General features: G+C 58.9%; 20 protein-coding genes. 11 read left to right on the top strand and 9 right to left on the bottom strand.

The features are described 5' to 3' along the window. Window positions 1-59: 59 nt before the first annotated feature. The 5 genes from putA to BMF35_RS06275 form a co-directional block, all read right to left on the bottom strand. Window positions 60-3557 (bottom strand): bifunctional proline dehydrogenase/L-glutamate gamma-semialdehyde dehydrogenase PutA, encoded by a 3498-nt coding sequence (gene putA, locus BMF35_RS06295; RefSeq protein ID WP_418202092.1) that lies wholly within the window; start codon window positions 3555-3557, stop codon window positions 60-62. A 177-nt stretch (window positions 3558-3734) separates the two neighbouring features. Beyond that, window positions 3735-4934, bottom strand: coding sequence for a pyrophosphate--fructose-6-phosphate 1-phosphotransferase (locus tag BMF35_RS06290; protein WP_047007353.1), 1200 nt, complete (start codon window positions 4932-4934; stop codon window positions 3735-3737). A gap of 104 nt (window positions 4935-5038) precedes the next feature. Continuing rightward, complete coding sequence (locus BMF35_RS06285; RefSeq protein WP_047007352.1) at window positions 5039-5467, bottom strand: DoxX family protein; 429 nt, start codon at window positions 5465-5467, stop codon at window positions 5039-5041. Window positions 5468-5499: 32 nt separating this feature from the next. Continuing rightward, window positions 5500-6093 carry an FMN-dependent NADH-azoreductase gene (locus BMF35_RS06280; RefSeq protein WP_047007351.1) on the bottom strand — a complete coding sequence of 198 codons (594 nt, stop codon included), beginning with the start codon at window positions 6091-6093 and terminating at the stop codon, window positions 5500-5502. 83 nt (window positions 6094-6176) lie between these two features. Next, the gene (locus tag BMF35_RS06275) at window positions 6177-6887 is read right to left on the bottom strand and encodes a pirin family protein (RefSeq protein WP_047007350.1); all 711 of its coding nucleotides are present in this window, start codon (window positions 6885-6887) and stop codon (window positions 6177-6179) included. A 103-nt stretch (window positions 6888-6990) separates the two neighbouring features. On the opposite strand from BMF35_RS06275, the gene BMF35_RS06270 reads away from it, so the two are divergent. The 4 genes from BMF35_RS06270 to BMF35_RS06255 all read left to right on the top strand — a co-directional run bounded on the left by BMF35_RS06270 (window position 6991) and on the right by BMF35_RS06255 (window position 10022). Further along, on the top strand, window positions 6991-7899 hold the full coding sequence (locus BMF35_RS06270) for a LysR family transcriptional regulator (protein WP_047007349.1): 909 nt from the start codon (window positions 6991-6993) through the stop codon (window positions 7897-7899). 44 nt (window positions 7900-7943) lie between these two features. Continuing rightward, window positions 7944-8900 carry an oxygen-dependent tRNA uridine(34) hydroxylase TrhO gene (gene trhO, locus BMF35_RS06265; protein ID WP_047007348.1) on the top strand — a complete coding sequence of 319 codons (957 nt, stop codon included), beginning with the start codon at window positions 7944-7946 and terminating at the stop codon, window positions 8898-8900. Further along, entirely contained in the window at window positions 8893-9525 is a 633-nt protein-coding gene (locus tag BMF35_RS06260; protein WP_047007347.1) for a glutathione S-transferase, read from the top strand. The genes trhO and BMF35_RS06260 overlap by 8 nt, the downstream gene beginning before the upstream one ends. Before the next feature lie 116 nt (window positions 9526-9641). Then, a complete protein-coding gene (locus BMF35_RS06255; protein WP_047007346.1) occupies window positions 9642-10022 on the top strand; it encodes a response regulator in 381 nt (126 codons plus the stop codon). Here the strand turns inward: BMF35_RS06255 and BMF35_RS06250 are convergent. After that, window positions 10019-13402, bottom strand: coding sequence for a chemotaxis protein CheB (locus BMF35_RS06250; RefSeq protein WP_047007345.1), 3384 nt, complete (start codon window positions 13400-13402; stop codon window positions 10019-10021). The two genes, BMF35_RS06255 and BMF35_RS06250, sit on opposite strands and share 4 nt — an antisense overlap. A gap of 8 nt (window positions 13403-13410) precedes the next feature. Continuing rightward, a complete protein-coding gene (locus BMF35_RS06245) occupies window positions 13411-13953 on the bottom strand; it encodes a PAS domain-containing protein (RefSeq protein ID WP_047007344.1) in 543 nt (180 codons plus the stop codon). A 758-nt stretch (window positions 13954-14711) separates the two neighbouring features. Here BMF35_RS06245 and BMF35_RS06240 point away from each other — a divergent pair. Beyond that, window positions 14712-16127 carry a DNA modification methylase gene (locus tag BMF35_RS06240; protein ID WP_052766099.1) on the top strand — a complete coding sequence of 472 codons (1416 nt, stop codon included), beginning with the start codon at window positions 14712-14714 and terminating at the stop codon, window positions 16125-16127. A gap of 23 nt (window positions 16128-16150) precedes the next feature. Beyond that, window positions 16151-16654 (top strand): DUF5681 domain-containing protein, encoded by a 504-nt coding sequence (locus BMF35_RS06235; RefSeq protein WP_047007343.1) that lies wholly within the window; start codon window positions 16151-16153, stop codon window positions 16652-16654. 149 nt (window positions 16655-16803) lie between these two features. Here BMF35_RS06235 and BMF35_RS06230 read toward each other — a convergent pair whose 3' ends face one another. Next, window positions 16804-17490, bottom strand: a complete 687-nt coding sequence (locus BMF35_RS06230) for a hypothetical protein (protein WP_156172169.1) — start codon at window positions 17488-17490, stop codon at window positions 16804-16806. 107 nt (window positions 17491-17597) lie between these two features. Here BMF35_RS06230 and BMF35_RS06225 point away from each other — a divergent pair, with 107 nt between their 5' ends. The 3 genes from BMF35_RS06225 (at window position 17598) to BMF35_RS06215 (ending at window position 20394) form a co-directional block, all read left to right on the top strand. Continuing rightward, the gene (locus BMF35_RS06225; RefSeq protein WP_335622553.1) at window positions 17598-17810 is read left to right on the top strand and encodes a helix-turn-helix domain-containing protein; all 213 of its coding nucleotides are present in this window, start codon (window positions 17598-17600) and stop codon (window positions 17808-17810) included. Between the two features lie 718 nt (window positions 17811-18528). Next, window positions 18529-19320, top strand: coding sequence for a reverse transcriptase domain-containing protein (locus tag BMF35_RS06220; protein ID WP_162199241.1), 792 nt, complete (start codon window positions 18529-18531; stop codon window positions 19318-19320). Window positions 19321-19416: 96 nt separating this feature from the next. Further along, the gene (locus BMF35_RS06215) at window positions 19417-20394 is read left to right on the top strand and encodes a hypothetical protein (RefSeq protein WP_047007340.1); all 978 of its coding nucleotides are present in this window, start codon (window positions 19417-19419) and stop codon (window positions 20392-20394) included. Window positions 20395-21117: 723 nt separating this feature from the next. Here the strand turns inward: BMF35_RS06215 and BMF35_RS13595 are convergent. Beyond that, complete coding sequence (locus BMF35_RS13595; protein WP_156172168.1) at window positions 21118-21267, bottom strand: hypothetical protein; 150 nt, start codon at window positions 21265-21267, stop codon at window positions 21118-21120. Window positions 21268-21591: 324 nt separating this feature from the next. Here BMF35_RS13595 and BMF35_RS06210 point away from each other — a divergent pair, with 324 nt between their 5' ends. Together BMF35_RS06210 and BMF35_RS13425 are read left to right on the top strand one after the other, a co-directional pair. Beyond that, a complete protein-coding gene (locus BMF35_RS06210) occupies window positions 21592-21912 on the top strand; it encodes a helix-turn-helix domain-containing protein (RefSeq protein ID WP_047007339.1) in 321 nt (106 codons plus the stop codon). A gap of 1 nt (window position 21913) precedes the next feature. Continuing rightward, window positions 21914-22495, top strand: coding sequence for an ImmA/IrrE family metallo-endopeptidase (locus BMF35_RS13425; RefSeq protein WP_047007338.1), 582 nt, complete (start codon window positions 21914-21916; stop codon window positions 22493-22495). The last annotated feature ends 48 nt before the right edge of the window (window positions 22496-22543 follow it).

The raw sequence follows: 22543 nt of genomic DNA, 5'->3' as shown, positions 1-22543 counted from the left end.
TCCGGACAAATTTCCATGCCCGGAGCAGGCTGTCAATGCCTATACCAGTTCGCTCCGCTTCACGCGACGGCCATCAGGCTCGCATTGCCCCCCGCTGCCGTCGTGTCGATGGATACGGAAAGCTCCTCCAGCATCCAGTCCGTGCGATAGGCGGTGCGCTCACTGGCTGCCTGGATGATCGGGATCGGGCCATCCTTGGCAGCGATGGCTTTCTGTATGGCGACGATATCCTGCCCGCCATCTTCCACCAGCACATGCGCGAAAGGCGGCTCGGCCTGCCAATCATCGACCCATTCGATAAGCTCGAGCCGGTCGAGCTGCATGTCGGCCACCAGATGCTCGCAGGATCGCGGCAGCACGGCACGGTTGAGCGTGGCTGTCACAGCACCGAGCTGCTGCTGAAGCCCTTCCACGGTTTGCGGCAACATTAAAACGCGCCCGCGCGGGTGCACGCCATAGAGATTACGCTCGCCCACCGGTCCGGGCAGCTCGGTCATTTCGCCGATCTGCGGCGCGCCGTCATCATAGCGCTCGATATCGTCGACCGGATCGACCTTGCGCGCCAGCCGGCCGATATAGAGCGGTCCACCGGCCTTGGGTCCGGTGCCAGACAAGCCTTGCCCGCCGAACGGCTGCACGCCGACGATTGCACCGATCACGTTGCGATTGACGTAGATATTTCCGACCTCGGCCTGCGCCGTGACCTGCGCGATAGTCTCGTCGATGCGCGTATGCAGGCCGAAGGTGAGGCCATAGCCGGTCGCGTTGATCGCCTGCATCAGTTGCGGCAGGTCCTTGCGGGCATAGCGCACCACATGCAGCACCGGGCCGAAGACCTCGCGGCCAAGCTGGTCCACGCTGTCGATCTCGATGATAGTGGGCGCGACGAAGGTGCCGTAACCGGTCGCCTCGTCCAGCTCAAGCTGCTCGACCTTGAACCCGCGCGACCGCATATCTTCGATATGGGTTTCGATCGTTTCCTTCGCCTCGGCGGTGATGACGGGGCCGACATCGACGCTGAGCCGGTCGGTCGCGCCGACGCGCAATTCCGCCATCGCCCCGCGCAGCATGTCCAGCATGTCGTCCGCCACATCCGCTTGCAGGCAGAGCACGCGCAGGGCGGAGCAGCGCTGGCCGGCACTGTCGAAAGCCGAGGCGACCACATCGCGCACCACCTGTTCGGGCAGGGCCGATGAATCCACGACCATGGCGTTCTGCCCGCCCGTCTCCGCGATAAACGGTAGCGGAGAGCCGCCCGGCAGAAGGCGCTCGGCAAGCTGGCGCTGGATGATCTTGGCCACTTCGGTAGAGCCGGTGAACGTCACGCCGCAAATGTCCGGCGAGCCTACCAGCGCGGCCCCGATCCGGCCGTCTCCGGGCACAAGCTGCACCACGTCCTCGGGCACGCCCGCCTCGTGCATGATACCGATTGCCTGCGCGGCAATCAGCGGGGTTTCCTCGGCGGGCTTGGCGAGCACGGTATTGCCTGCTGCAAGCGCGGCCGAGACTTCGCCCACGAAAATGGCGAGCGGGAAATTCCACGGGCTGATGCATACGACCGGGCCGAGCGCATCTGCTCCGTCCAAGCTGTCGCGCGCCTGCTGCGCATAATAGCGCAGGAAATCGACCGCCTCGCGCACTTCGGCAATCGCGTTGGGCGCGCTCTTGCCCGCCTCGCGCATGATCAGGCCGAGAAGGTTCTCCATCCGGTCTTCCAGCAGGTCCGCCGCCTTTTCCAGGCATTCGGCGCGCTCATGGACCGACGTGGACGACCAGCCGGGAAAGGCTTCCGCCGCGCGCTTGACCGATTCCAGCGCGCCTTCCTCATGCGCCCAGCTGACATGACCCACCACGTCGCGCTGGTCGGCAGGATTGGTGATGGCGATGAAGTCGCGCCGCGCGGCATCGCCCCATGTCGGCATCGCCTTCCAGTCCACCTGCACGCTGCGGCGCAAGGCGGCGGACAAGCCCGCCAGCACGCGCTCATCCGTCAGGTCCAGCCCGCGTGAATTGTGCCGGTCGGGAAACAGCTCGCGCGGCAGTTTGATCAGCGGATGGCGGGAGCCGACGGGTTGGATATCTTCCGCCTCGTCCACCGGATCGCGCGAAAGATCTTCCGGCGCGACATCTTCGTCCCAGATGCGGTTGACGAAGCTGGAATTCGCGCCGTTCTCCAGCAAGCGACGCACAAGGTATGCAAGCAACGTCTCATGCGTACCGACAGGCGCGTAAATGCGGCAAGGCCGCGCAAGGTCGCGCTTCCCGACCACTTCTTCATACAACGCTTCGCCCATGCCGTGCAGGCACTGGAACTCGTAATCGCCGATGCTGAAATCGTCGCCCGCCAGCGTGTAGATCGTCGCCAGCGTCTGCGCGTTATGCGTGGCGAATTGCGGGAAGACGGCATCCCGCGCCGCCAGCAGCTTGCGAGCGCAGGCGAGATAGCTGACATCGGTATGCACCTTGCGGGTGAAGACCGGGAAGCTGGGCAGGCCGTCGACCTGCGCGCGCTTGATCTCGCTGTCCCAGTAAGCACCCTTCACCAGCCGCACCATGATGCGGTGGTCGGAGCGCTTTGCGAGATCGATCAGCCAGTCGATGACGAAGGGGCAGCGCTTGCCATAGGCCTGCACCACGAACCCGAGGCCATGCCAGCCGGAAAGGTCCGGATCGAGTGCGAGCGCTTCAAGGATATCGAGGGAGATTTCCAGCCGGTCGGCTTCCTCCGCATCGATATTAAGGCCGATATCGTATCGCTTTGCCAAGAGAGCGAGCTGCTTCACACGCGGCAGCAGCTCGGCCATCACGCGGTCCATCTGCGCGCGGACGTAGCGCGGATGCAAGGCCGACAACTTGATGGAAATGCCCGGGCCATCGTAGACGCCGCGCCCCGCGCTTGCCTTACCGATGGCGTGAATGGCGCGCTCGTAATCGTCGTAATAGCGATCCGCATCGCGCATCGTCATCGCCGCTTCGCCCAGCATGTCATAGCTGTAGGAGAAGCCGCGCTCCTCCTGTTTGCGCGCGCGCTTCAGCGCCTCGCCGATGGTCTCTCCGGTGACGAATTGCTCGCCCATCATTTCCATCGCCATGTTCACGCCGCTGCGGACCACCGGCTCGCCCGCACGCTGGATTAGGCCGGATAGCGCCGCTCCGAGGCTGTCCTCTTCAACGGGAGCGACCAACTTGCCGGAGACGACCAGCCCCCACGTCGCGGCGTTGACGAAGACGGAGCGCTCGCGTCCCAGATGCGCGATCCAGTCACCCCGCGCGATCTTGTCGCGGATCAGCGCGTCGCGCGTCTTGTTGTCGGGAATGCGCAGCAGAGCTTCGGCGAGGCACATCAGCGCCACGCCTTCCTGGCTGGAGAGCGAATACTCTTTCACCAGCCCTTCGACGCCGCCGGACTGGCCCTTCCGGCGCAGGCGCGTGACGAGATCGCTGGCCAGCGCCGCGATCACGCGCTTATCCGCCGGATCGACCCGCGCCGCCTCGATTAGCGGACGCACGGCATCGGGCTCCCGCATGCGATAGGCGGCCGTGATTGCCTGGCGCAATGGCGTCGCCTCGCTGGCCGCGGGTGCGAAATTCTCGAACGGACGAGGGGCGCGGGATTGGGACAGCGAAGGGTCTCCTGAGTCGCAGAGTGGTTTGGATGCGGCGCAGATAGGCGCAACGCGAAACGGTTTCCACTGAAACCAGCAGGGCGAGAAATCGTGCCGGAGGCGGGAGCCTTAGCGCTGCCCGATATCCTCCAATAGCTGCGTGAACCACGGCAGGCTGGTGTCGAATGTCTTGCCGCCTTTGATCCGTTCGAACTCGATAGCGCGAAGCTCGTCTCCGCGCTCCTCATCCTCGCCTACCACGCCGGATTCGCCGCGCAGCGCTGCGTCAACGGCGTGAGTGGTGCAGGCATAGATAAGGTTGCGATCGGCATCGTTGGCAGGTGCCGAGCGCGAGAAGTAGCCGCTCTTTTGCACCAGCACCTTTTCCGCGCCCAATGCCTCGGCAAACTGGCCAGCGAACCATTGCCCGACATTGACCTTGTCCAGTTTCACATGACCGAAGGGATCGCGCGGCACCTCCTCGCCGGCAGCTTCCATGGCGGCGACGATTTCGCTGACGCCCGCGCCTTCCGAGATGAACAGGTTCACCCCGCCCTGCGCATCCATGATCGCGCGCAGCCGCTTTGCCTCCTCGTCGATATCGAAGCCCAGTTCGGGCACGTAAACGCCATGCACATCCCAGCGCGCAGCGGCGTTTTCCATCCATTCGGCAAAGGGCGCATCGGTCACCCAGCGGTGATGCTCCAGCGCGGTCGCTGCCGTCAGCCAGCCGCAATGCCGGCCCATGACCTCGTGCACTATGAGCATGCGCGGATTGGCGGTGTGTTCGGCAATGACATTGCGCGCAAACACCGCGCCCTGCTCCGCCGCCGTCCACGCGCCCAGCGACTGCCGGATGGGGATTACGTCGTTGTCAATGGTCTTGGGCAGGCCGACGACGGTCAGGTCATAGTCGTTCTCTGCCAGATAGGCGGCGAGGTCGGCGGCGGTGCCATTGGTGTCGTCCCCGCCGATCGTGTGCAGGATATTGACTCCGTCGCGCGTCAACTGCTCGGCAGCGACATGCAGCGGATCCTGCCCTTCCCTCACCAGACCGCGCTTCACGCAATCGGCGACATTGGTGAGCTTTACGCGGCTATTGCCGATGGGGCTGCCGCCGAAAGCATGCAGCCTGCCTGCCGCTTCGCGCACTTCCGGCGTCGCTTCAACATAGTCGCCAGTCAGTAGGCCAGCATAGCCATTGCGGTAGGCGATGATGCGGATGTCCGGCGCGACTTGCGAATAGCGCTGGATCAGCCCGCCGACAGCGGAAGAGAGGCAGGGCGCGAGACCGCCAGCGGTCAACATTGCAACGGTTTTCGTGGCCATAGTGCGATGTCTGCCAAGTCGAGCCGAACAGCGCTAGTGCGAAATGCAAAGCGCGCCAGCAAGCAGCGGAGCTCGTCGGCGCGCCAGCATTTGGGCTTTCTGACTTACCGGGCGTCGAGAGCGAGGCGTCCCGGGCCAAAAGCGACGACCTGGAGCATCCCGCCTGCAATGGCGAGATTTTTCAGGAAGGCCGTCAGCTGGTTCTGGTCGGCAAAATCGAAGTGGAAAATGAGAGCGGTCGCTACGCTGAAGGCGGCCAGCGCACCGGCAACCCATCGGGTCTTGAAACCGGCCAGCAGCAGCAGGCCGCCGACGATCTCCAGTCCCACCGTTCCGGCATAGGCAAACTGCGGCAGGGGCAGTCCGACGAATTCGATGAAGCCGATCGTGCCGGCCGGATCCATCAGTTTGTTCACGCCGGCCAGGATGAAAAGAAGCGCCAGCAGCGCGCGCCCTGCTAGGGCCGCCATGTCGGCGCGGCTTGCACCATCTGCGGCGGGAATATCGGCGATATTATCTGCAATCGTATTCATGTCGTGTCTCCTGAACCTTGTGGGACGATCAATCAGGCAGCCAGTGCTGCCGCTTTCTCATGGGCCTCCGCAATGATGGCATCGGCATCGCCCGCCATCAGGGCGTCGGCGGCGACTACGCTCACATCGGTGATACCGAGGAAGCCGAGGAAGAATTTGAGCCACGGCGTCATGAAATCAGCCTCGCTATCCGTTTTGACCCCGCCCGAAGCGACGGCGATGTAAGCGCGCTTGCCCTGCAGCAGGCCAACCGGACCTTCGGGCGTGTATTTGAACGTCGTGCCAGCGCGGGCGACGAGATCGGCCCACGCTTTCACAGTGGCGGGTACGGCGAAATTGTAGATCGGCACGCCCAGTACGATGGTGTCGGCATCCTGCAATTCGCCGATGAGCGTATCGGCGATGGCGGCCAGCTCGTGCTGCTCTGGCGAACGCTCTGCGTAAGGCGCCAGATTGGCGGCGAAGCGGCCTGAGTCGATGAAGGGCAGGTCGTTTGCGCTCAAATCGCGCTCGACGATGTAAGCGCCATCACGCTTCGCAAGTTCGCTCACGAGCTTAGTGCTGAGCTGGCGGGAGACCGACTCCTCACCATTGATGCTGGCGGTGATGTGAAGGATCTTGGACATTGTTCATTTCCTTGCATTAGGACGAGAGGGAGGGTGCAGTGAGAGGCTATCCCCTCCCCGCCATTGGTGGTTTTTTGCGCCTGTCAGGCTGCGTCGACGAGGACGAGTTCGGCATCCTCCAGCGCGGTGATGGTCACGCTTTCGCGCTGGGTGATTGCCACGCCATCACGCGCATTCGCTTCCTCGTCTTCCACGCGCACTTTGCCCGTGGCGGTAACGAGATAGAGATGGCGTGAAGCATCGCGCGGCCGATAGGTTACGCTCTCGCCCGCTTTCAGCGACGCGCCCAGCACGCTGGCATCGGTGCGGATCGGCAGCGCGCCATCGTCGTTGGCAGCCTGCTGGCCGCCTGCCGCGAGCGGCACGAACTTGCCGGAGCGGTCGCCTTTCGGAAATTCGCGCGCTCCCCAGGTGGGCTGACCGCCGCGCTCGTCCGGAATGATCCAGATCTGGAAGATTTTGGTATCCTCATCCTCCAGATTGTATTCCGAATGCTGCACGCCGCTGCCGGCGCTCATCACTTGCACATCGCCCGCTTCGGTGCGGCCTTCATTGCCCATGCTGTCACGGTGCGTAATGGCGCCTTTGCGGACATAGGTGATGATCTCCATGTCGCTGTGCGGATGGGTCGGGAAGCCGGTGCCTGCTGCAATCGTATCATCGTTCCAGACCCGCAGAGCGCCCCAATGCACGCGAGCCGGATCGTGATAACTCGCAAACGAGAAATGGTGATGGGCATCGAGCCAACCGTGATTGGCGGAACCCAGGCTGTCGAATGGACGGACTTCGATCATGGCAAATCTCCTTCGGGAGGGACTGTGTGAAAGCGAGATAGTCCTTGCTGGATGAAATGATAACTGCGATAAAACAATCAAAGATGTTCGGATATTTAGAACAGTGAAATTGGGCGAGCCATCGCTGGACCAGTTGCGCATCTTCCTCGCTGTAGAAGGGGAAGGCAGCTTTGGCGCGGCGGCGCGGCGGCTGGGTCGCGCGGTTTCGGCTGTCAGCTATGGCATAGCCCAAATGGAAGCGCAGCTGGGCGTCACCCTGTTCGAGCGCGAGGGATCGCGCCGTCCCATCCTGACCGATGCCGGCAAAGGCCTGCTGGCCGAAGCGCGCGCCATCGCCGATGCCAGTGATGCGCTGCTTGCCAAGACGCAGAGCCTGCATGCCGGGATGGAAAGCGATGTTTCGCTGGTGCTCGACGTGATGGTGCCGGGCGATGCGACCGCCAAGGTGCTGCGCGAATTCCGGCGCATGTTCCCGACCGTTGCGCTCAAACTGAATGTCGAGGCGTTGGGCGCTGTCACCGCCTGCCTGCTGGAAAACGAAGCGCAACTTGCCATTGCCGGGCCGGTCATCAGCGATCATCCCGAGCTGGAGCGGCAGGCTATCGGCGAGGTCGACCTCGTGCCAGTGGCGGCCCCGGACCACGCGCTGGCGAAGACAGGTGTCGCTGCCGGAGAAAGCCGCAAGCACCTGCAACTCGTTCTCTCCGACCGGTCACGCCTTACCGAGGGACGCGAATTCTCTGTAATGAGCCCGAAGACATGGCGGCTGGCCGATCTGGGCGCGAAGCATACTCTGCTGAAGGAAGGGATCGGCTGGGGCAATATGCCCGCCCACGCCGTGCGCGACGATATTGCCGAAGGGCGGCTCGTGCTGCTCGACCTGCCGGAAAAGCCGGGCGACAGCTACACGCTCAGCGCAACATGGCGACGCGATGCACGTCCCGGTCCCGCGACGAGCTGGTTGGTGGACGCCATGCGCGATGCCCTCGCCGAGTGCCCGTCCAGCCACTGATAAGGCCATGGCGCTCGCACCGTTGGTTGTGATAACGGCGCGCCATGTCCGAGGCTGCCGCTCCCATACAAGTCGCCGCGCTATATAAATTCACCCGGTTCGACGAGCCCGCCGCGCTGAAGCCGGCGCTGGAATCGGTATGCCGGGCGAATGGTGTCAAAGGCACGTTGTTGCTCGCTCCGGAAGGCATCAACGGCACGATTGCTGCCGCGCCAGAAGCTATTGCCAGCGTTCTGCGCCACATCCGCACCCTGCCAGGCTGTGCCGACATCGAGGTCAAGTTCTCGGAGGCCGAAGCCATGCCTTTCCTGCGCATGAAAGTCCGCCTGAAGCGCGAGATCGTGACGATGGGCCAGCCCGATATCGATCCGCTCACAGGCGTCGGTCACTACGTTGCGCCGGAAGACTGGAATGCGCTGATCGCCGATCCCGACACTGTCGTTATCGATACCCGCAATGATTACGAAGTCGCCACCGGCACCTTCAAAGGCGCAATCAATCCCGAAACCGAAAGCTTTCGCGATTTCCCCGAATGGTTCCGCGCCAATCGCGAGGCGCTGCTCGGCGAAGGCAAGGCCCGCCGGGTCGCCATGTTTTGCACCGGCGGCATTCGCTGCGAAAAGTCGACGGCTTTCTTGAAGTCCGAAGGGGTGGAAGAGGTTTATCACCTCAAGGGCGGCATCCTCAAATATCTCGAATCCGTGTCCGAGGCAGAGAGTAGCTGGAACGGCGAGTGTTTCGTGTTCGACCAGCGCGTAACGGTCGGCCACGGCCTAGCGCCGGGAAGCTACGCGCTCTGCCATGCCTGCCGCTTGCCGGTTGCGCCCAGCGATATGCAATCGCCCCGCTATGAGGAAGGGGTGAGCTGCCCCGCCTGCTTCGACACGCGAACCGACGAGCAGCGCGCCGGCTACCGCACACGCCACCGACAGGAAATGCTGGCCCGCGAGCGCGGAACGAAGCATCTGGGCGCCGAGTTCGCGGACCAGAGCGATGACTGAGTTACCGACCCTCTACAGCTTCCGCCGCTGCCCGTACGCCATGCGAGCACGCATGGCATTGCTGGTGAGCGGCACACGCTGCGAGCTGCGCGAGGTGAAGCTGTCGGACAAGCCGGGTGCCATGTTGGAGGCTTCGCCCAAAGGCACGGTGCCCGTCCTCAAACTCAGTGATGGCGCGGTGCTGGAAGAAAGCCTCGCCATCATGGACTGGGCACTGGCGCGACGCGACCCGGAGAATTGGCTGGCGCGTAAGGATGACGACCTGATCGCCCGGAATGACGGTCCTTTCAAACACGCGCTCGATCGCTACAAATACCCCAATCGCTACGACAGCGATCCCGAAGAGTATCGCTCCGATGGGCTTGCAATCCTGCGCGATCTGGAAGCGCGTCTGTCCGGTGCTCGGCAATTATCGGGCGAACGCGCCGGATATACCGACACAGCGATCATGCCGTTCGTCCGTCAATTCGCAGCGACGGACCGCGAATGGTGGGATGCGCAGGACCTGCCTAAGCTGCAAAACTGGCTTGCCGATCATCTGGAGAGCGCGCTTTTCCGCCGCTGCATGGTCAAGCACAAACCATGGCAACCCGGCAATGAACCTGTGCTGTTTCCGCAGGACTAGCCGCGCCCAGGCAGGTTACTTCTGAAGCACCCGCCCCCCATCTGAATTCGTTAAATAATCCACTGGCAAATTAACGTTTTGCAGGAACCAGACTCCTGCCGGGGAATTACGTCGGCATGAAGGTCGCCAATCCATCCGTGCTCGTCGTAGAGGACGAGGTCTTTGTCGCTTGGGACGAAGCGCAGGCATTGCAGGATGCCGGCTACGACGTTGTGGGCCCGGCGCACGACCTTTTTAACGCGATGAACATGGCGAAGGCTGAAGAGCCCGTAGCCGCTGTGCTCGATATCAATCTGGGCGATAAGACCGTCTGGCCGCTGGCCGAACAGCTTACCCAGGCCGGCGTGCCGTTTCTCTTCGTTTCGGCAGATTTGCAGCATCCGCAGCTGAAGACCGATTATGCCGCCGTGCCCAGGCTGACCAAGCCGGTCTGTGAGGCGGATCTGATTGGCGCAGTTAAGAAATTGCTAGCCGAACCGGCGGCTCTTCCAGCCTAAAAAATCAAAGTCCGCCGGTAGCCGTTCTCCAAAACCTCTGCCGTTTGCTTGCCAGAGATTTGACGCGCGCTCGCTTCGATTAGCTGCGTACCGAAACCCGCTTCCTTCTCATCCCCGCCGTTTCCGCCCTCTTCTTGCCAGTCGAGTGCAATTTCGCCGTCGCCTGTTTTTCTCCATGAAACGGACAACTTGCCATCAGACGCGCTGAGCGCACCATATTTGGTCGAATTGGTCGCCCACTCATGCAGGATCATGGCTAGCGGCGTGATGGCCCGGTTGGGCAACTTCACCTCGTCCCCAGAGAGGGCCACGGTTTGCCCGTTTACCGCCGGTCCGATTGCGGTTTCGATTACCTTGCGAAGATCGGCTTCGCCCTCGGCATTATCGACGGTCATGTTGTGCGATCGACCCAGCGCATGAATGCGGTCACACAGATCACTGGCGAATTCATCCACGTTGTCGGCATGTCGCGCGCTCATCTTGGTAATTCCGGTGATGACGGCGAACAGGTTTTTTACCCGGTGATTCATTTCGCGCAGCATGAGCTCGCGCTCGGCCAGCAGTTCCTTTTCCGAAGTGACATCGTAGGTCACGCCGATAAATTTGCGCGTATCTCCGACATCGACGACACGGCCAAGGCCATGAAGCCATCGCACGCCGCCATCGTCGAGATTGATGCGGAAGGTTTCATCATAGATGTGCTTGCCATCCATCGCACGGCGCAGGGCGCTGTTCACGCGGTCGCGATCCTCCACCGGCAAGCGAGAAAGGATTGGATCCATCTGCTGGCTATCCGTCTCGTCGGTAATACCGAGAAGCTCGCGCTCTTTTTCGTCGAGGGTCGTGCGTCCGGAGGATGGTTCGTATTCCCAGATCCCAATGCGCGCGACATCCAATGCCATGCGCAGGCGTGCACGCTCCTCGACAAGAGCCGTTTCCAGCTTCAGCGCCTCAGTCACATCAGTGAATATCAGCGTGGCGCCGGCGAGCGTGTCGTCCATCTGGCGGTAGGGCAAGACCCGCACAACATACTGCCGTTCTTCATCCAATGAAGATGTGCGATACTCTCCGGCATCGCCTGACTGCGCGGCCCTTGCCGCCATCTCGACGAAGGATTTATCCTTCAGGGGAATGTCGAGATTCCCGATGGTCCTGCCGACTTGCGCTCTGCCGATACCGAACAGGTCGTCGGCGACTTCGGTCGAATTGCGCAGCCGCGTCTCCTCATCCACTACCAGGACGACCAGCTCCGTGGAGTCGAGGAAATTCTTGAGGTCGGCATTCGCCATCGTGACCTGATCGACCTTCACTTTCAATTCGTCATTGACGGTCGTCAGCTCTTCATTCGTCGATTGAAGCTCCTCGTTCATCGACATCATTTCTTCATTGGAGCTCTTCAGTTCCTCATTGGTCGTTTCCAGCTCCTCGACCGTCGTGCGCAAGCTGAGCCGCGCAGACTGCAATTCATCCTGCAAATATTCGACTTCGCTGTCGCCGCGTTCGAACAGATCGAAATCGTCTGGGTCGCGCGGTTCGAGTTGTCCGGTCTCTCTAAAGACGACCAGATAGCCGCCCGAACCGACCGGATCGATCATGACCGCCAGCGGCTGCTCGCCGTAATCGGACTGCAATTTCACATCGCGCGCGACCTTCGGCTTCGATTGCTTCGCCACATCGCGCAGCAGCGGCCCGATGATTTCGGTCAGCCCGGACTTGGCCTGCCGGACGACGTTGAGCTGCGCTTCCCCGCGATCCGGGAAATCCAGATATTTGCCGACCGCGCCCCACTGATTTAGCAAGTTGCCTTCCGCATCGACCAGCAGGCTGACCGGTGCATGCCGCTCCGCCAGCTTCGTCAAGGCCGCAACGTCGAGCGACCGGTGACGCGGACGGCTTTGCGGTTCGGCCTCCACATCGCGCTTGCGCCGCTTCGGATTGGCGCTGAAATTCAGCGGGTAGCGCATTGGCGCATCGCGGCGCTCGAAAATCCGCGCGTTCTGGTCGATTGTGGCAAACAGATCTTCGAACCTGCCGACGCTTTCCGAAGAGCCGAGGAAAAGCTTGCCCTCTTCCACCAGCGAGAAATGGAAGGCTGGCAGCACTGCGCGTTGCAATTCCTCGCCGAAATAGATCAGCAAATTGCGGCAACACAACAGGTCGATCTTGGAATAGGGCGGATCGCGCACGAGGTTGTGCGAACTGAAGCGCACCATATCCCGCACGCGCGGTGCGATAGAGAACTGCTCCATCCCGATATCGAGGTAGTCCTGCTGGTATTTCTGCGGAATATCGGACAGCGCTGCCAGCGGATAGGTGCCGTTCCGCGCAATATCGATCATCTTGTCATCGATGTCGGTCGCGAAAATCTGCACATAGGGGCGACGGTCGTGCCGGCGCATGGCATCGGCGAAGAGGATCGCGATCGTGTATGCTTCCTCGCCCGAAGAGCAGCCTGCAACCCAGATGCGCAATTCGTTCGCGTCGCGGCTCTTGGCGATCATCGGATCGATAACCAGCCGATTGAGCGCCTCGAACTCCTCGCGATCGCGGAAAAAGCGCGTGACATTGATAAGAAGATCGCGAAACAGCGCCTGGCATTCCTCGGGGTCCGCTCTCAAACGAGCGAGATAATCCTCGCTGGACGACACGTCGATCACCTGCATTCGCCGGGCGATACGACGGGAGAGCGTGGACCGCTTGTAGCCGCTGAAATCGTGTCCGACGGCATCGCGCAGGGCAGCGCACATATCATCGACATGATCGGCCGCCTCTTCCGCCTCGTCGAGCTCGATCTTGTCGGCCCGGTCGAAGAAATTGCGCAGCGCCTCGATGATCTGGGCAGGCGGCGCAACGATATCCACCAGACCCGTGCTGATCGCCGATGTCGGCATGCCGTCATAGCGCGCCGTATCGGGTTCCTGCACCACGGCGAGGCCACCATATTCCTTTATCGCGCGCAATCCTCGGCTGCCATCACCGCCCGTCCCGGAAAGGATGACGCAGGCGGCCTCCGTCCCGTGCTCGACGGCGAGGCTTTCGAAGAAATCGTCGATCGGGCGGCGCAGGCCGCGCGGATCCTTGAACTCGGTAAGCCTTAGCTTACCGTCCTCGATAGCAAGGCCATGCCCGGGCGGGATAACATAGACGTGATCGCGCTCGATCTGCTCTCCGCCTTTGGCTTGCGTCACCGCCATTTCGGTATAGCGCTCGAGCAATTGCGCCATCAGCGATTCATGGTTCGGATCGAGATGCTGGACAACGACGAAGGCGATTCCGGGCTTTGAGTCGTAGCCTTGGAATACCTCGCGCAATGCTTCGAGACCGCCAGCAGAAGCGCCTATCCCGACAATCGGGACCCCGGTCTCTTGATGCTCGCCCATGCTTCCCCTCAATCCTTCAGGCTATGCCGCGCCAACAAGGCCGACGTATTGGCAATCGCGTCCATGCTTCCCATCAGCATCCAATCGCTTTCCGAAAATATGTCGGATAGCGTAGTCAAATCCCGGCGTAGAGCGGTTTCGTACGCTTCCGCGCGCTCGCCGCCGGTCCTGACTGCAAACTGCGAGCCTAGAACATATTCCGCCTGCGTACGATGACGAATTTTGGCCATATAACAAACGTTTAAAAAAGCTTCGCCGGTTCGGGTCTGGTTGGGAATGACGAACCGCCCGTCCTCGCGCGCATCATCGGCAAGAAAATCGCGGATACGCTCTCGCACAGGGCCGGCGCCGCCTTCGGGTTGCAGGAACCGGCAATTGCGCCCCAGCACCTCATCCGGCTCATAACCACTCAGATTGCAGAACGGTTCGTTGACCAGCACCAGCGGAATGTCCTCGCGCTGCGTGCTGGCAAGCGTCAGGGCTGTTTTGCTGCGCGCGAAAACGTCCAGCAAAGGCTGCGGACAATCCTCGTCTGGCAAGCAATAGCCCATTGATTTCCTATCCCTTCGAGCGAACCTGCATAATGTCTCGCCAGCCCATCAAACGCATCGACTTTTCGCCGCGCGCAGTCGTCTTGACCCTATGGCAAGGAGATAGCAAATTGTCCAAGTTTAGAGCACGCCAAGTTATGTCTCGAACGCGTGCAGGGTGGCGGAGCAGTCAGTCTGCTGCGAACCGCTCTCCGCCCCAAATTCCCTGCTCGCAGGGAATTAAACAGGGTAAAATTTCAGATCAGCGCCTTACTCACCTTTGCGAGGCGTGAAAACTAGCCAATTTCTGCGAGCCTTCCGGTCAATTTCCCTACTAACGATAGCAGGGAATGGTTGCACAAAGAGCAGGGAAACATGGATGCGTGTGCAGCGAATTCACATTCACGATGCAGGGAACGCTAGACGATTGCAGGGACCTGTTGGCTTTCCACCGCAGGTCACCAGGCAAATTTGACACGTGCCATTTGTATACGACGCAACCTGCCAAACAGCCCTGTCCCGCTAATTGGAAAATTTGCGGTTGCATTTCTTCAAATCGGCACGTTTCATAGGGTCAGCACATCAGCGGATGCCATAGAGTCTCAGGCCTGACAAAGGATCAGGTCACGACAATAGAACCCTGAGGTCAACAGGTTCGGCACAGGTCCGAACCGCGACACATTCCACATCGCGAATAATCGCTAGCTGAGCTGCCTTAGACAGACCTCAAGTGCTGTCTCACGTCAGCTAGCCTTCAAGACAGAACATCGGGGAATGATATGGGATATGCGATTAAGAAAGCTGGAGGCGCGAAAGCGATCCTCCTTACAAGGTCCGGCGCGAAGCGCGCTAGCGCCAAGGCGCGTACGCTGGCAGCCGGATCAAAACCGCCGCGCAATGATCTAGTGCCTCATCTCAAAACGGTGCTGATGCCGATTTGTGAGCTGACGATTGCGAAGACAAGCATTCGCAAGAAGGACGCGAAGCAGATCGCAAGGATTGCGAACTCAATCAAAACCTTTGGGCAGGTATATCCGGTGCTTCTCAACAAGGTGGGAGCGATTGTCGATGGCCACCTTGTCGTCGAGGCAGCGCGCGATCTGGGTCTCGAGAAGGTATACTGTGTTCGCCTTGAGCATCTCGATGAAGACGAAGCGCGTCTGCTGTCGATCGCGCTTAACCGCATTCAGGAATGCGGTGAGTGGGATGTCGAAGGTCTTGCGTTCGAGCTGGCAGAGCTCGAGCTTCTGGACTTGGACCTCACTGTCACTGGCTTCGAGATCCCCGAGCTCGACGCTATCATCGGGCCGCAGGAGATCACGGACCAAGCCGACAACGCTCCCGAGGTACAAGAACATTCGGTGTCGTGCCTTGGCGATGTCTGGTTGTGCGGTCCGCACCGGGTCGTATGTGGCAACTCGTTGGAGGCCGCATCGTATGAGCACGCTCTTGCGGGTACCAAGGCTGCAGCCATCATTGGTGATTGGCCCTACAATCTGAAAATCGAGGGCGTGGTCAGCGGGCTAGGCAAAACGAAGCACAAGGACTTCGTTATGGCTGCTGGCGAAATGTCGCAGTCCGAGTTTGAGCAGTTTTTGACGGCATCGCTTAAGCACTGCCTGACCAACTGCCAGAACGGCGGGGTAATCTATGCCTTCATGGACTGGCGCAATATCCACCTCGTAAGGATCGCCGCCGATAAGGTTGGGCTGCATCATCTCAATACCGTTGTCTGGGACAAGGGCGCAGGGGGTATGGGCGCGCTCTACCGGTCCGCTCATGAATTTATTGGTGTGCTGGGCACTGCCAAGACGCCTGTAATCAACAACGTGAAACTTGGGAAATACGGGCGCGACCGGACCAATGTTCAGCACTATCCTGGCGCAAACAAGCAGGGCAGCTCGGCTTCGAAGGCTCTCAAGCTTCACGCGACGCCGAAGCCCGTTGAACTCATTGGCGACCTCATGCTTGATGTGACCAATCCGGGCGACCTAGTGCTCGACCCGTTTCTAGGATCTGGAACGGCGCTCATTGCCGGTGAAGTACAGAACCGGATTGTTGCTGGCATCGAACTCGATCCTCGCTTTGTCGATGTCAGCGTGAGGCGCTGGGAAGAATGGACGGGCGAAACGGCGATTCACGAGGAAACCGTGAAGACGATGATTGAACTTGTAGAGCTTCGAGCGAAGGACTGATTACGAGCCTAAAGGGGGGGAATATGGCAAAGTTGTATACACGCGAAAGTGGGGAGCGGGTGGCGAAGGGCGAAATCGATGGCGCCACTCGGGAGGGTATTTATGAGGTTGGGTATGGCAAACCGCCCAAGGCACACCGATTTAAGAAGGGGCAGTCTGGCAACCCGGCTGGCAAAAGGAAGAGGAAGGCGCCGGTGCCCAAACCGGCGAGTGCTGAACTTGGCGGCTTGATAGCCGAAGAACTGCTCAAACCGCAGAAGGTTATCATCGATGGCAAGCAGGTCGAAAAGCCTCGGATCGAGCTTTTGGCGCAGAGGCTGACGATGCTGATTCTGAAATCTGATAGCCTTCCGCAGATCAAATCTGCCATGGACATGCTTCAAAGGCTCGGAGTGCCTGTGCAGATGCTCGAGAAAATCGAGAGTCTGGACAACGAGGACACTGGACCCTGGACGCCCGAGCTTGAGGCGAAGTTTCTCGAGCTTGAGCGGGAATTTTCGGAAGACGAAGAAATGGGCGACTTTTGAGGCGCCAGATAATTATGAGCCCTGCTTTGATGCAAGCTCGCTGCCTTATTGAGAATGGTGCGCAGCAGAGGTCGTTTCTATGCGGGGGTTTAGAAGCTGGCGGGCGATCTATGAGAAGCATCGGAACGCCCGCCGGACCGTCTTACCACTTAAATCCGAGATGCAGCCTCGTCGGCCTGCGCTTCTATGATTGCATCGTATTGCGATGCGAGCGCTTTGTGCTCGTAGGTCAAGCAATAGCGCTCGAGATGCCTGCATCGATCGGTCAAGGTAATGGTGCTCGACCCGTTGTCCCATATTGAGGTCACCGAGGTAAACTCACCCCCTGCCCTAGTAATGAACGGTTCGGCCTCGTCTTGTGGAGCGCCGTAGCCTCGACTGAGCGCATCCAGAATAGCGGGGTGATATTGGTTGTTTGCATAAAAAGTGATTTCGAACAGCCTCATGTTTCCGTCGCTCTCGATAAAGCGAAACAATGGCTGGCCCCTCCCTTGTCCTATGTTAATCCAATGCTCCGAGGCAGACATCATTGGAACCAACGAGTCCTTCGAGAACCATTGGCATTCGGCGATGCCAAGTGCCTGATCCGAAGAGCTACCCATGATCCTTCTCGCCAGCGGCATGTCATCGAGTGTACACGCCGCTTGTAGGTCGGTATATCGATCATCGTCATTTGGGATCGGTATTGTCCTGAATTCATCAAGCGTAATTCCAAGTTCCACGTCCCGCATAGCAAAAGGTGTTTCGCTTGTAACCTGGGCATGCGTGGTCGCACTTCCAGTCGTCAGCGCAAACGCTACTAAGGCGCATCGAACGGTATTCTTCGAACGTGTCATCGGCTTCCTCTTGTCGACTATGAGTCGACACGAATGGTCGAAGGACACGAATAGTCAACAAAAATGTCACTCATCGTCTGTAGACCGAGAGGCGACAATGGCCGCACATGCCTTACATGGACATTTGCTGTCGTCTCGGCGCCAACGTTCGTCGTTTGCGGACAAAGAGTGCATGGAGCCAGGAAGAGTATGCGGACCGGGCTGGCATCCATCGCACCTACGTCAGCGACATCGAACGCGGACGTCGCAACCCAACCGCTACGATCATTGAAAAGTTGGCGGAGCCATTCGGCATCGCACCTGGTCGCCTGCTCGACTGACGAAGCCCTCCATTAGCGTCGTCGAGAGATGCTCTACCCATGGAGCAACCACTGGCCCTTAGTTTCATAACTTCTAAAGACAATGCGCTGCAGCATGTCCGCTTTGCGCCCCAGTCCAAGACGCAGCCAACCGAGATCTTAGTTCCTGAAAGCGGACATTCTCTGCAGTCATCTCGGCCAAGGAGAACGATCAAGGGAATTTCATAGTATGATCCAGCAGAGAAGATACGGATTCCCTCGAACTGACTTCACAGAGGTCCCGAATGCCATCGCGTGGTGAGGGCGCAGCAGCGGAGTGTGATTGAGACTGGCATTTCGGGTTCGAGAACCTGCGCAATCATAGGGCAATTTTGAGCATGGCATCGTCATCGACAGGGCTTGACCGGAATTAAGAAACTACTTCAGCACCTTGATCGAGCCACGCGCGATACCCATATTGCCGGTTCCTCGGCATGAGGTTTTTCCACGTGACCATTTGGGAACTTCCTAAATGAGCCACTTCGGGACATTCGAGAATGTGTCCAATGGGCCATGCAGAATGTCGTTTGGTTGGTGATTCGCGCGCAAGCGCTAGGCCGCCGGGGATAAGTGGGAGAACCCGCGGTTATGACGAAACAGAAGATTTCTCATTACTGTGGCCTCGCCTTGGACTGGGGAACCCGCGTGTTTAAGTTCGCTTATCACGCTCTCAAGTTCATAGGCGAGGTCACCAACTATCGTGCGAAATCTTTTCGATTATCATTTCACGCTTAGGCCGGGAACCAAGGTTTACGTGCCAACTGAGCATGGCCGTGAGATTGGCGCTACGATCAAAAAGCGTGTCGAAGGACTCTGGAAGGGACCTCGCAACTATTTTCACCTGCGCAACGGAGGTCATGTCGCCGCAGCACGGCTCCATAAAGACCAGCCATGGATTGCGTCGATGGACCTCAAACGTTTCTTCGAGCAGATAAGCCGGAGCAGAGTGCAACGCTCGCTTCTTCGAATCGGCATGGCGCATGCGGATGCCTATGAGATGGCTTGTGACAGCGTGGTCGACAAAGCACCACCCAACCGAGAGTTCAGCATCCCATTTGGATTCGTTCAATCACCGATACTCGCATCTTTAGCCCTTGCTCATTCCGCGTTGGGAACAGAACTGGATCGGATTCGACGCTCAGGATTGCGCGTGTCTGTCTACGTTGATGACATTACCATTTCGGGCGACGATAATGCTTCGCTCGTCGAAAGTATGGCGGCACTTGATCACGCCGCCAGGACAAGCAATTTCGAGTTAAGCGACCAAAAGACACAAGGTCCGGCATCGGAAGTTACTAGCTTCAACATTAGGTTTGGGTCGGGTCGAATGGAAATCATCGAAGACCGAATGGCCGAGTTCGAAGCCGCGATCCGATATGGCTCTGAATGGGTCATTGGCGGCGTTCTCGGCTACGTCGGTGCCGTTAATGAAGGACAGGCGGACGCGCTGACCGGTTTGCTTGGTGCAAATCAGAAGGGCAGCCCAGCCTAGTCAAAGCGCCTCTTAAGGCTGGGCGACATTTGTTTGGTGAGTGGATAAGCGACCGCGACACTATTCCCACGAAAGCCGGTCAGTTAAGGTTCGGCAATGAAATGGAAGCCGAGAAACCTTAGAGCACTCGCAAACATCGTCTGCGGAAATGACGAGTATTTCCACTACAGGTCCAGCATGTACATAACCGAGTTCTTTGAGGACTGTGACCTCGAATATGAGCACGATGGTTCGACACGCTGGATGTGGGTCTCGGAACGTCTGGAGGAGGTGCTCGCGATGCCTCAACCTAGTCAAACTGTTCCTCCCGACGCATTCATTCGTGTAATTCAACGAGTGCTCGACAAAGCCGAGGCTGACGATGACGATCCAGATCGAAGCAAGGCGCTTGAAGCCATCAACGTCGTATTGGCGCGCGAGGGTTGGCAGGCCTTCTACGACGAGAACAAAACGGCCCAACTACGTCACATTGCAACGAATAGAATTGCCCAAGTAGCGAACCCTCACCGGCCCCTGACCCCGTCCGAACTGGAGCGTCGTGAACAACTTGTGTCATATGTCAACAAGTGCTCTGAGGACGAGCTTATCGAGGAAGTGCTTCTGCCACTTTTCCGCCAATTGGGCTTCCACCGGATCACTGCTGCTGGGCACAAAGACAAGGCTCTTGAATACGGCAAAGACATGTGGATGAAGTTTACGCTTCCCACGCAGCATATTCTCTACTTCGGAATTCAAGTAAAAAAGGGGAAGTTAGATGCGTCCGGTAAGAGCACCAGTAATGTTGCTGGGATACACAACCAGATAACTATGATGCTCGGACATGAGATCTTTGATCCGGAGATTAGTCGGCGAGTACTGGTTGACCACGCATTCATTGTTGCGGGTGGCGAGATCACAAAGCAAGCTCGCAATTGGATCGGCACAAAACTCGACGCAACGAAACGTTCGCAGGTAATGTTTATGGACAGAGACGATATTCTGAACCTGTTCGTAGTAACGAATTTGCCCTTACCGAATGGCGCACTACCTTCGCCTTCGTCTTACGATGATCTGGACGACGACATTCCGTTTTAGCTCGAAAGCCCTTTCATCGATGTCTGGATAGGTCGAACCTCGGCATGATCCATGCGGCAACATCCGAAGGTTTGTCGCCTGCTTTTGCAGGAAAAAGACAAGACCCGACAAGCAACATTGGATTTGGTCTCGCACGGTCAAATACAGGTAGTGTACCTCCTCCCCAAATCAGCCGCCACACGCTTGCTGGAGGCTGGCGAGGCTTGAATTTCAAGAAACCACCGACGAACTGCATGGCGGCCTGGAAACGGCCCGCGGCCAGGTCGGTCTGTTTGCAACATTCGGCGTACCGACCAGCATCAGGCCGACAACCGCACCACTCATTGTCCCTCAATTCTGTGAGGCGTTCATAGACGAACTCCGCCGTCTGCCTTCCTGGCCACCAACCAATGATTTCGAGGTGGAGATGACAAAAGACCCACATTGTGTATTGGTCTATCAACGCGACGAGATCGCCACCAATCTTCCACGTTCCCTCGGATGGGTTAAAGGCGCAGATTGAGCCATCGACTGCATTAGTGTGGCGGGGACCGATCCAAGTTCGGCTGACCGCAGTTGTCCAAAAAGCCCACGCCCGAATGGGCTGAAAATGTTGAAACGGGATAGCAATTAGGAATGTGGCATTGCGATCAAGCCCAGCTAGAACTGCGCTATCGACAGCAAGCCACATTCCCTCATTGCTCGTCCAGACAGCGGTACGCGGGTATGCCGCAAATATCGCATCTAGCTGGCCGAGATAGTTTTCACGTAGTCGCCCGCTGCCGGACGGCTTGGCGTCACCGGACGTCCGGGATCGACAGGACGACCCTTGCCATCCGGCGGCCCCTTGCCACGATCCGGCTGCGGATCCACCCGGTCCTTGTTGTTCATCATACTTCTCCGCGCCCAGTGTTTCTCGATCAACGATAGAGCCCTTGGGCGCCATGACCCCATCGTTGAATACATTCGGGTAGTCCTCCGCATCGACCTGCGATCCAATGGCTTGAAGCTGCCGATGGACCGTCGGAATCATCGCTTTGGAAGCCCCTCAAATTCTGCGCGCTCCTGTGAATAGGGGTCACCCACCTGAAAAATTCCTTGTGCTCTTGGCTGAGCTGTGATTCACAACTGCACCAGTTTCGTGGACACTTACCGCTTCGGCAGGTAGGTGTCCACCATATTGTTACAGTAATACCAAATCTGTGGACAGGAGAGGGAATGCAACTCGAAGACCTAGGACGGCTTGTCCTCCAAAAACGCGGGAGCATGGGAGTCAGAGCTGCTGCGCGCGAGATCGGAATTAGTCCCACAACGCTTTCAAAGATCGAGAGCGGCCATATTCCCGATCAGGTGACATTGAAGAAGGTCTGCGATTGGATCGGTGAAGAGGTCACAAAGTTCACTGCGATGGGTGGCCTCCAGATCGCCTTTAAGAAAGACCAAACCCTCGAGCCGAATACCGCACAGTCGCTTGCTCGGCTCATTGAGAGGGCGGAAGAACAATTCAAAGCCCAGGTGAGCGACGTAGCAGGACACTGATATGCTCAAGCGGGGCTTCAAGGCACAAAGCGAGCGACGATCTGTCGAGATTCGCAAGAAGTTCGGCCTCCAGCCCGACGCTCCCTTGAGTGCGCGCAAGGTCGCTGCTGCGTATGACATTCTGGTTTGGACCGAAGCAGACATCGCGGGAGTGAGTGGTGACGACTTGGTGCAGCTGACCGTCACAGACCCCGACAGTTGGTCAGCCTTCACAATGCGGGTTGGTGAGAAGCATCTGATAGTCGTCAATTCTAGCCAGTCCGAACCGCGCCAAAATAGCGTCATCATGCACGAGCTTTCCCATATCTTGCTCGGCCATGAGCTCACCTCGGCGGGATTGACCGCAGATGGTCATTTCGTCCCTACCTCCTACAACCAAGACCAAGAAGATGAGGCGGATTGGCTAGCGGGAACATTGCTTCTCCCGCGTCCAGCGCTTTTGAGAATTCGCCGGACGGGAATGACCGACCATCAAGCTATGAACAACTTTCAGGTGAGTAGTCAGATGCTAACATGGCGAATCCGCATGACCGGGGTTGATTACCAGCTTTCCAATGCGCGAAAGCGTAGGGCTCGCGGCTAACAAGCTCGCGCGTCGAGGCTCGCTCCCCAATTCCAGAAAATCGAGCTG

The sequence above is a fragment of the Aurantiacibacter gangjinensis genome (assembly GCF_001886695.1).
GTDB classification, from domain to species: domain Bacteria; phylum Pseudomonadota; class Alphaproteobacteria; order Sphingomonadales; family Sphingomonadaceae; genus Alteraurantiacibacter; species Alteraurantiacibacter gangjinensis.
Note: the sequence above shows the minus strand (reverse complement) of the source record. Positions and strands in the feature narration are given on the sequence as shown.

What these genes read in the sequence shown, in the direction of transcription:
- BMF35_RS06260 (WP_047007347.1), top strand. Translation starts at nt 8,893, where the DNA reads ATGACTGAGTTACCGACCCTCTACAGCTTCCGCCGCTGCCCGTACGCC.
- BMF35_RS06225 (WP_335622553.1), top strand. Translation starts at nt 17,598, where the DNA reads ATGCCTTACATGGACATTTGCTGTCGTCTCGGCGCCAACGTTCGTCGT.
- BMF35_RS06280 (WP_047007351.1), bottom strand. Translation starts at nt 6,093, where the DNA reads ATGTCCAAGATCCTTCACATCACCGCCAGCATCAATGGTGAGGAGTCG.
- BMF35_RS13595 (WP_156172168.1), bottom strand. Translation starts at nt 21,267, where the DNA reads ATGATGAACAACAAGGACCGGGTGGATCCGCAGCCGGATCGTGGCAAG.
- BMF35_RS06285 (WP_047007352.1), bottom strand. Translation starts at nt 5,467, where the DNA reads ATGAATACGATTGCAGATAATATCGCCGATATTCCCGCCGCAGATGGT.
- BMF35_RS06215 (WP_047007340.1), top strand. Translation starts at nt 19,417, where the DNA reads ATGAAATGGAAGCCGAGAAACCTTAGAGCACTCGCAAACATCGTCTGC.
- BMF35_RS06275 (WP_047007350.1), bottom strand. Translation starts at nt 6,887, where the DNA reads ATGATCGAAGTCCGTCCATTCGACAGCCTGGGTTCCGCCAATCACGGT.
- BMF35_RS06235 (WP_047007343.1), top strand. Translation starts at nt 16,151, where the DNA reads ATGGCAAAGTTGTATACACGCGAAAGTGGGGAGCGGGTGGCGAAGGGC.
- BMF35_RS13425 (WP_047007338.1), top strand. Translation starts at nt 21,914, where the DNA reads ATGCTCAAGCGGGGCTTCAAGGCACAAAGCGAGCGACGATCTGTCGAG.
- BMF35_RS06210 (WP_047007339.1), top strand. Translation starts at nt 21,592, where the DNA reads ATGCAACTCGAAGACCTAGGACGGCTTGTCCTCCAAAAACGCGGGAGC.
- BMF35_RS06245 (WP_047007344.1), bottom strand. Translation starts at nt 13,953, where the DNA reads ATGGGCTATTGCTTGCCAGACGAGGATTGTCCGCAGCCTTTGCTGGAC.
- BMF35_RS06250 (WP_047007345.1), bottom strand. Translation starts at nt 13,402, where the DNA reads ATGGGCGAGCATCAAGAGACCGGGGTCCCGATTGTCGGGATAGGCGCT.
- BMF35_RS06290 (WP_047007353.1), bottom strand. Translation starts at nt 4,934, where the DNA reads ATGGCCACGAAAACCGTTGCAATGTTGACCGCTGGCGGTCTCGCGCCC.
- trhO (WP_047007348.1), top strand. Translation starts at nt 7,944, where the DNA reads ATGTCCGAGGCTGCCGCTCCCATACAAGTCGCCGCGCTATATAAATTC.
- BMF35_RS06240 (WP_052766099.1), top strand. Translation starts at nt 14,712, where the DNA reads ATGGGATATGCGATTAAGAAAGCTGGAGGCGCGAAAGCGATCCTCCTT.
- BMF35_RS06230 (WP_156172169.1), bottom strand. Translation starts at nt 17,490, where the DNA reads ATGACACGTTCGAAGAATACCGTTCGATGCGCCTTAGTAGCGTTTGCG.
- BMF35_RS06255 (WP_047007346.1), top strand. Translation starts at nt 9,642, where the DNA reads ATGAAGGTCGCCAATCCATCCGTGCTCGTCGTAGAGGACGAGGTCTTT.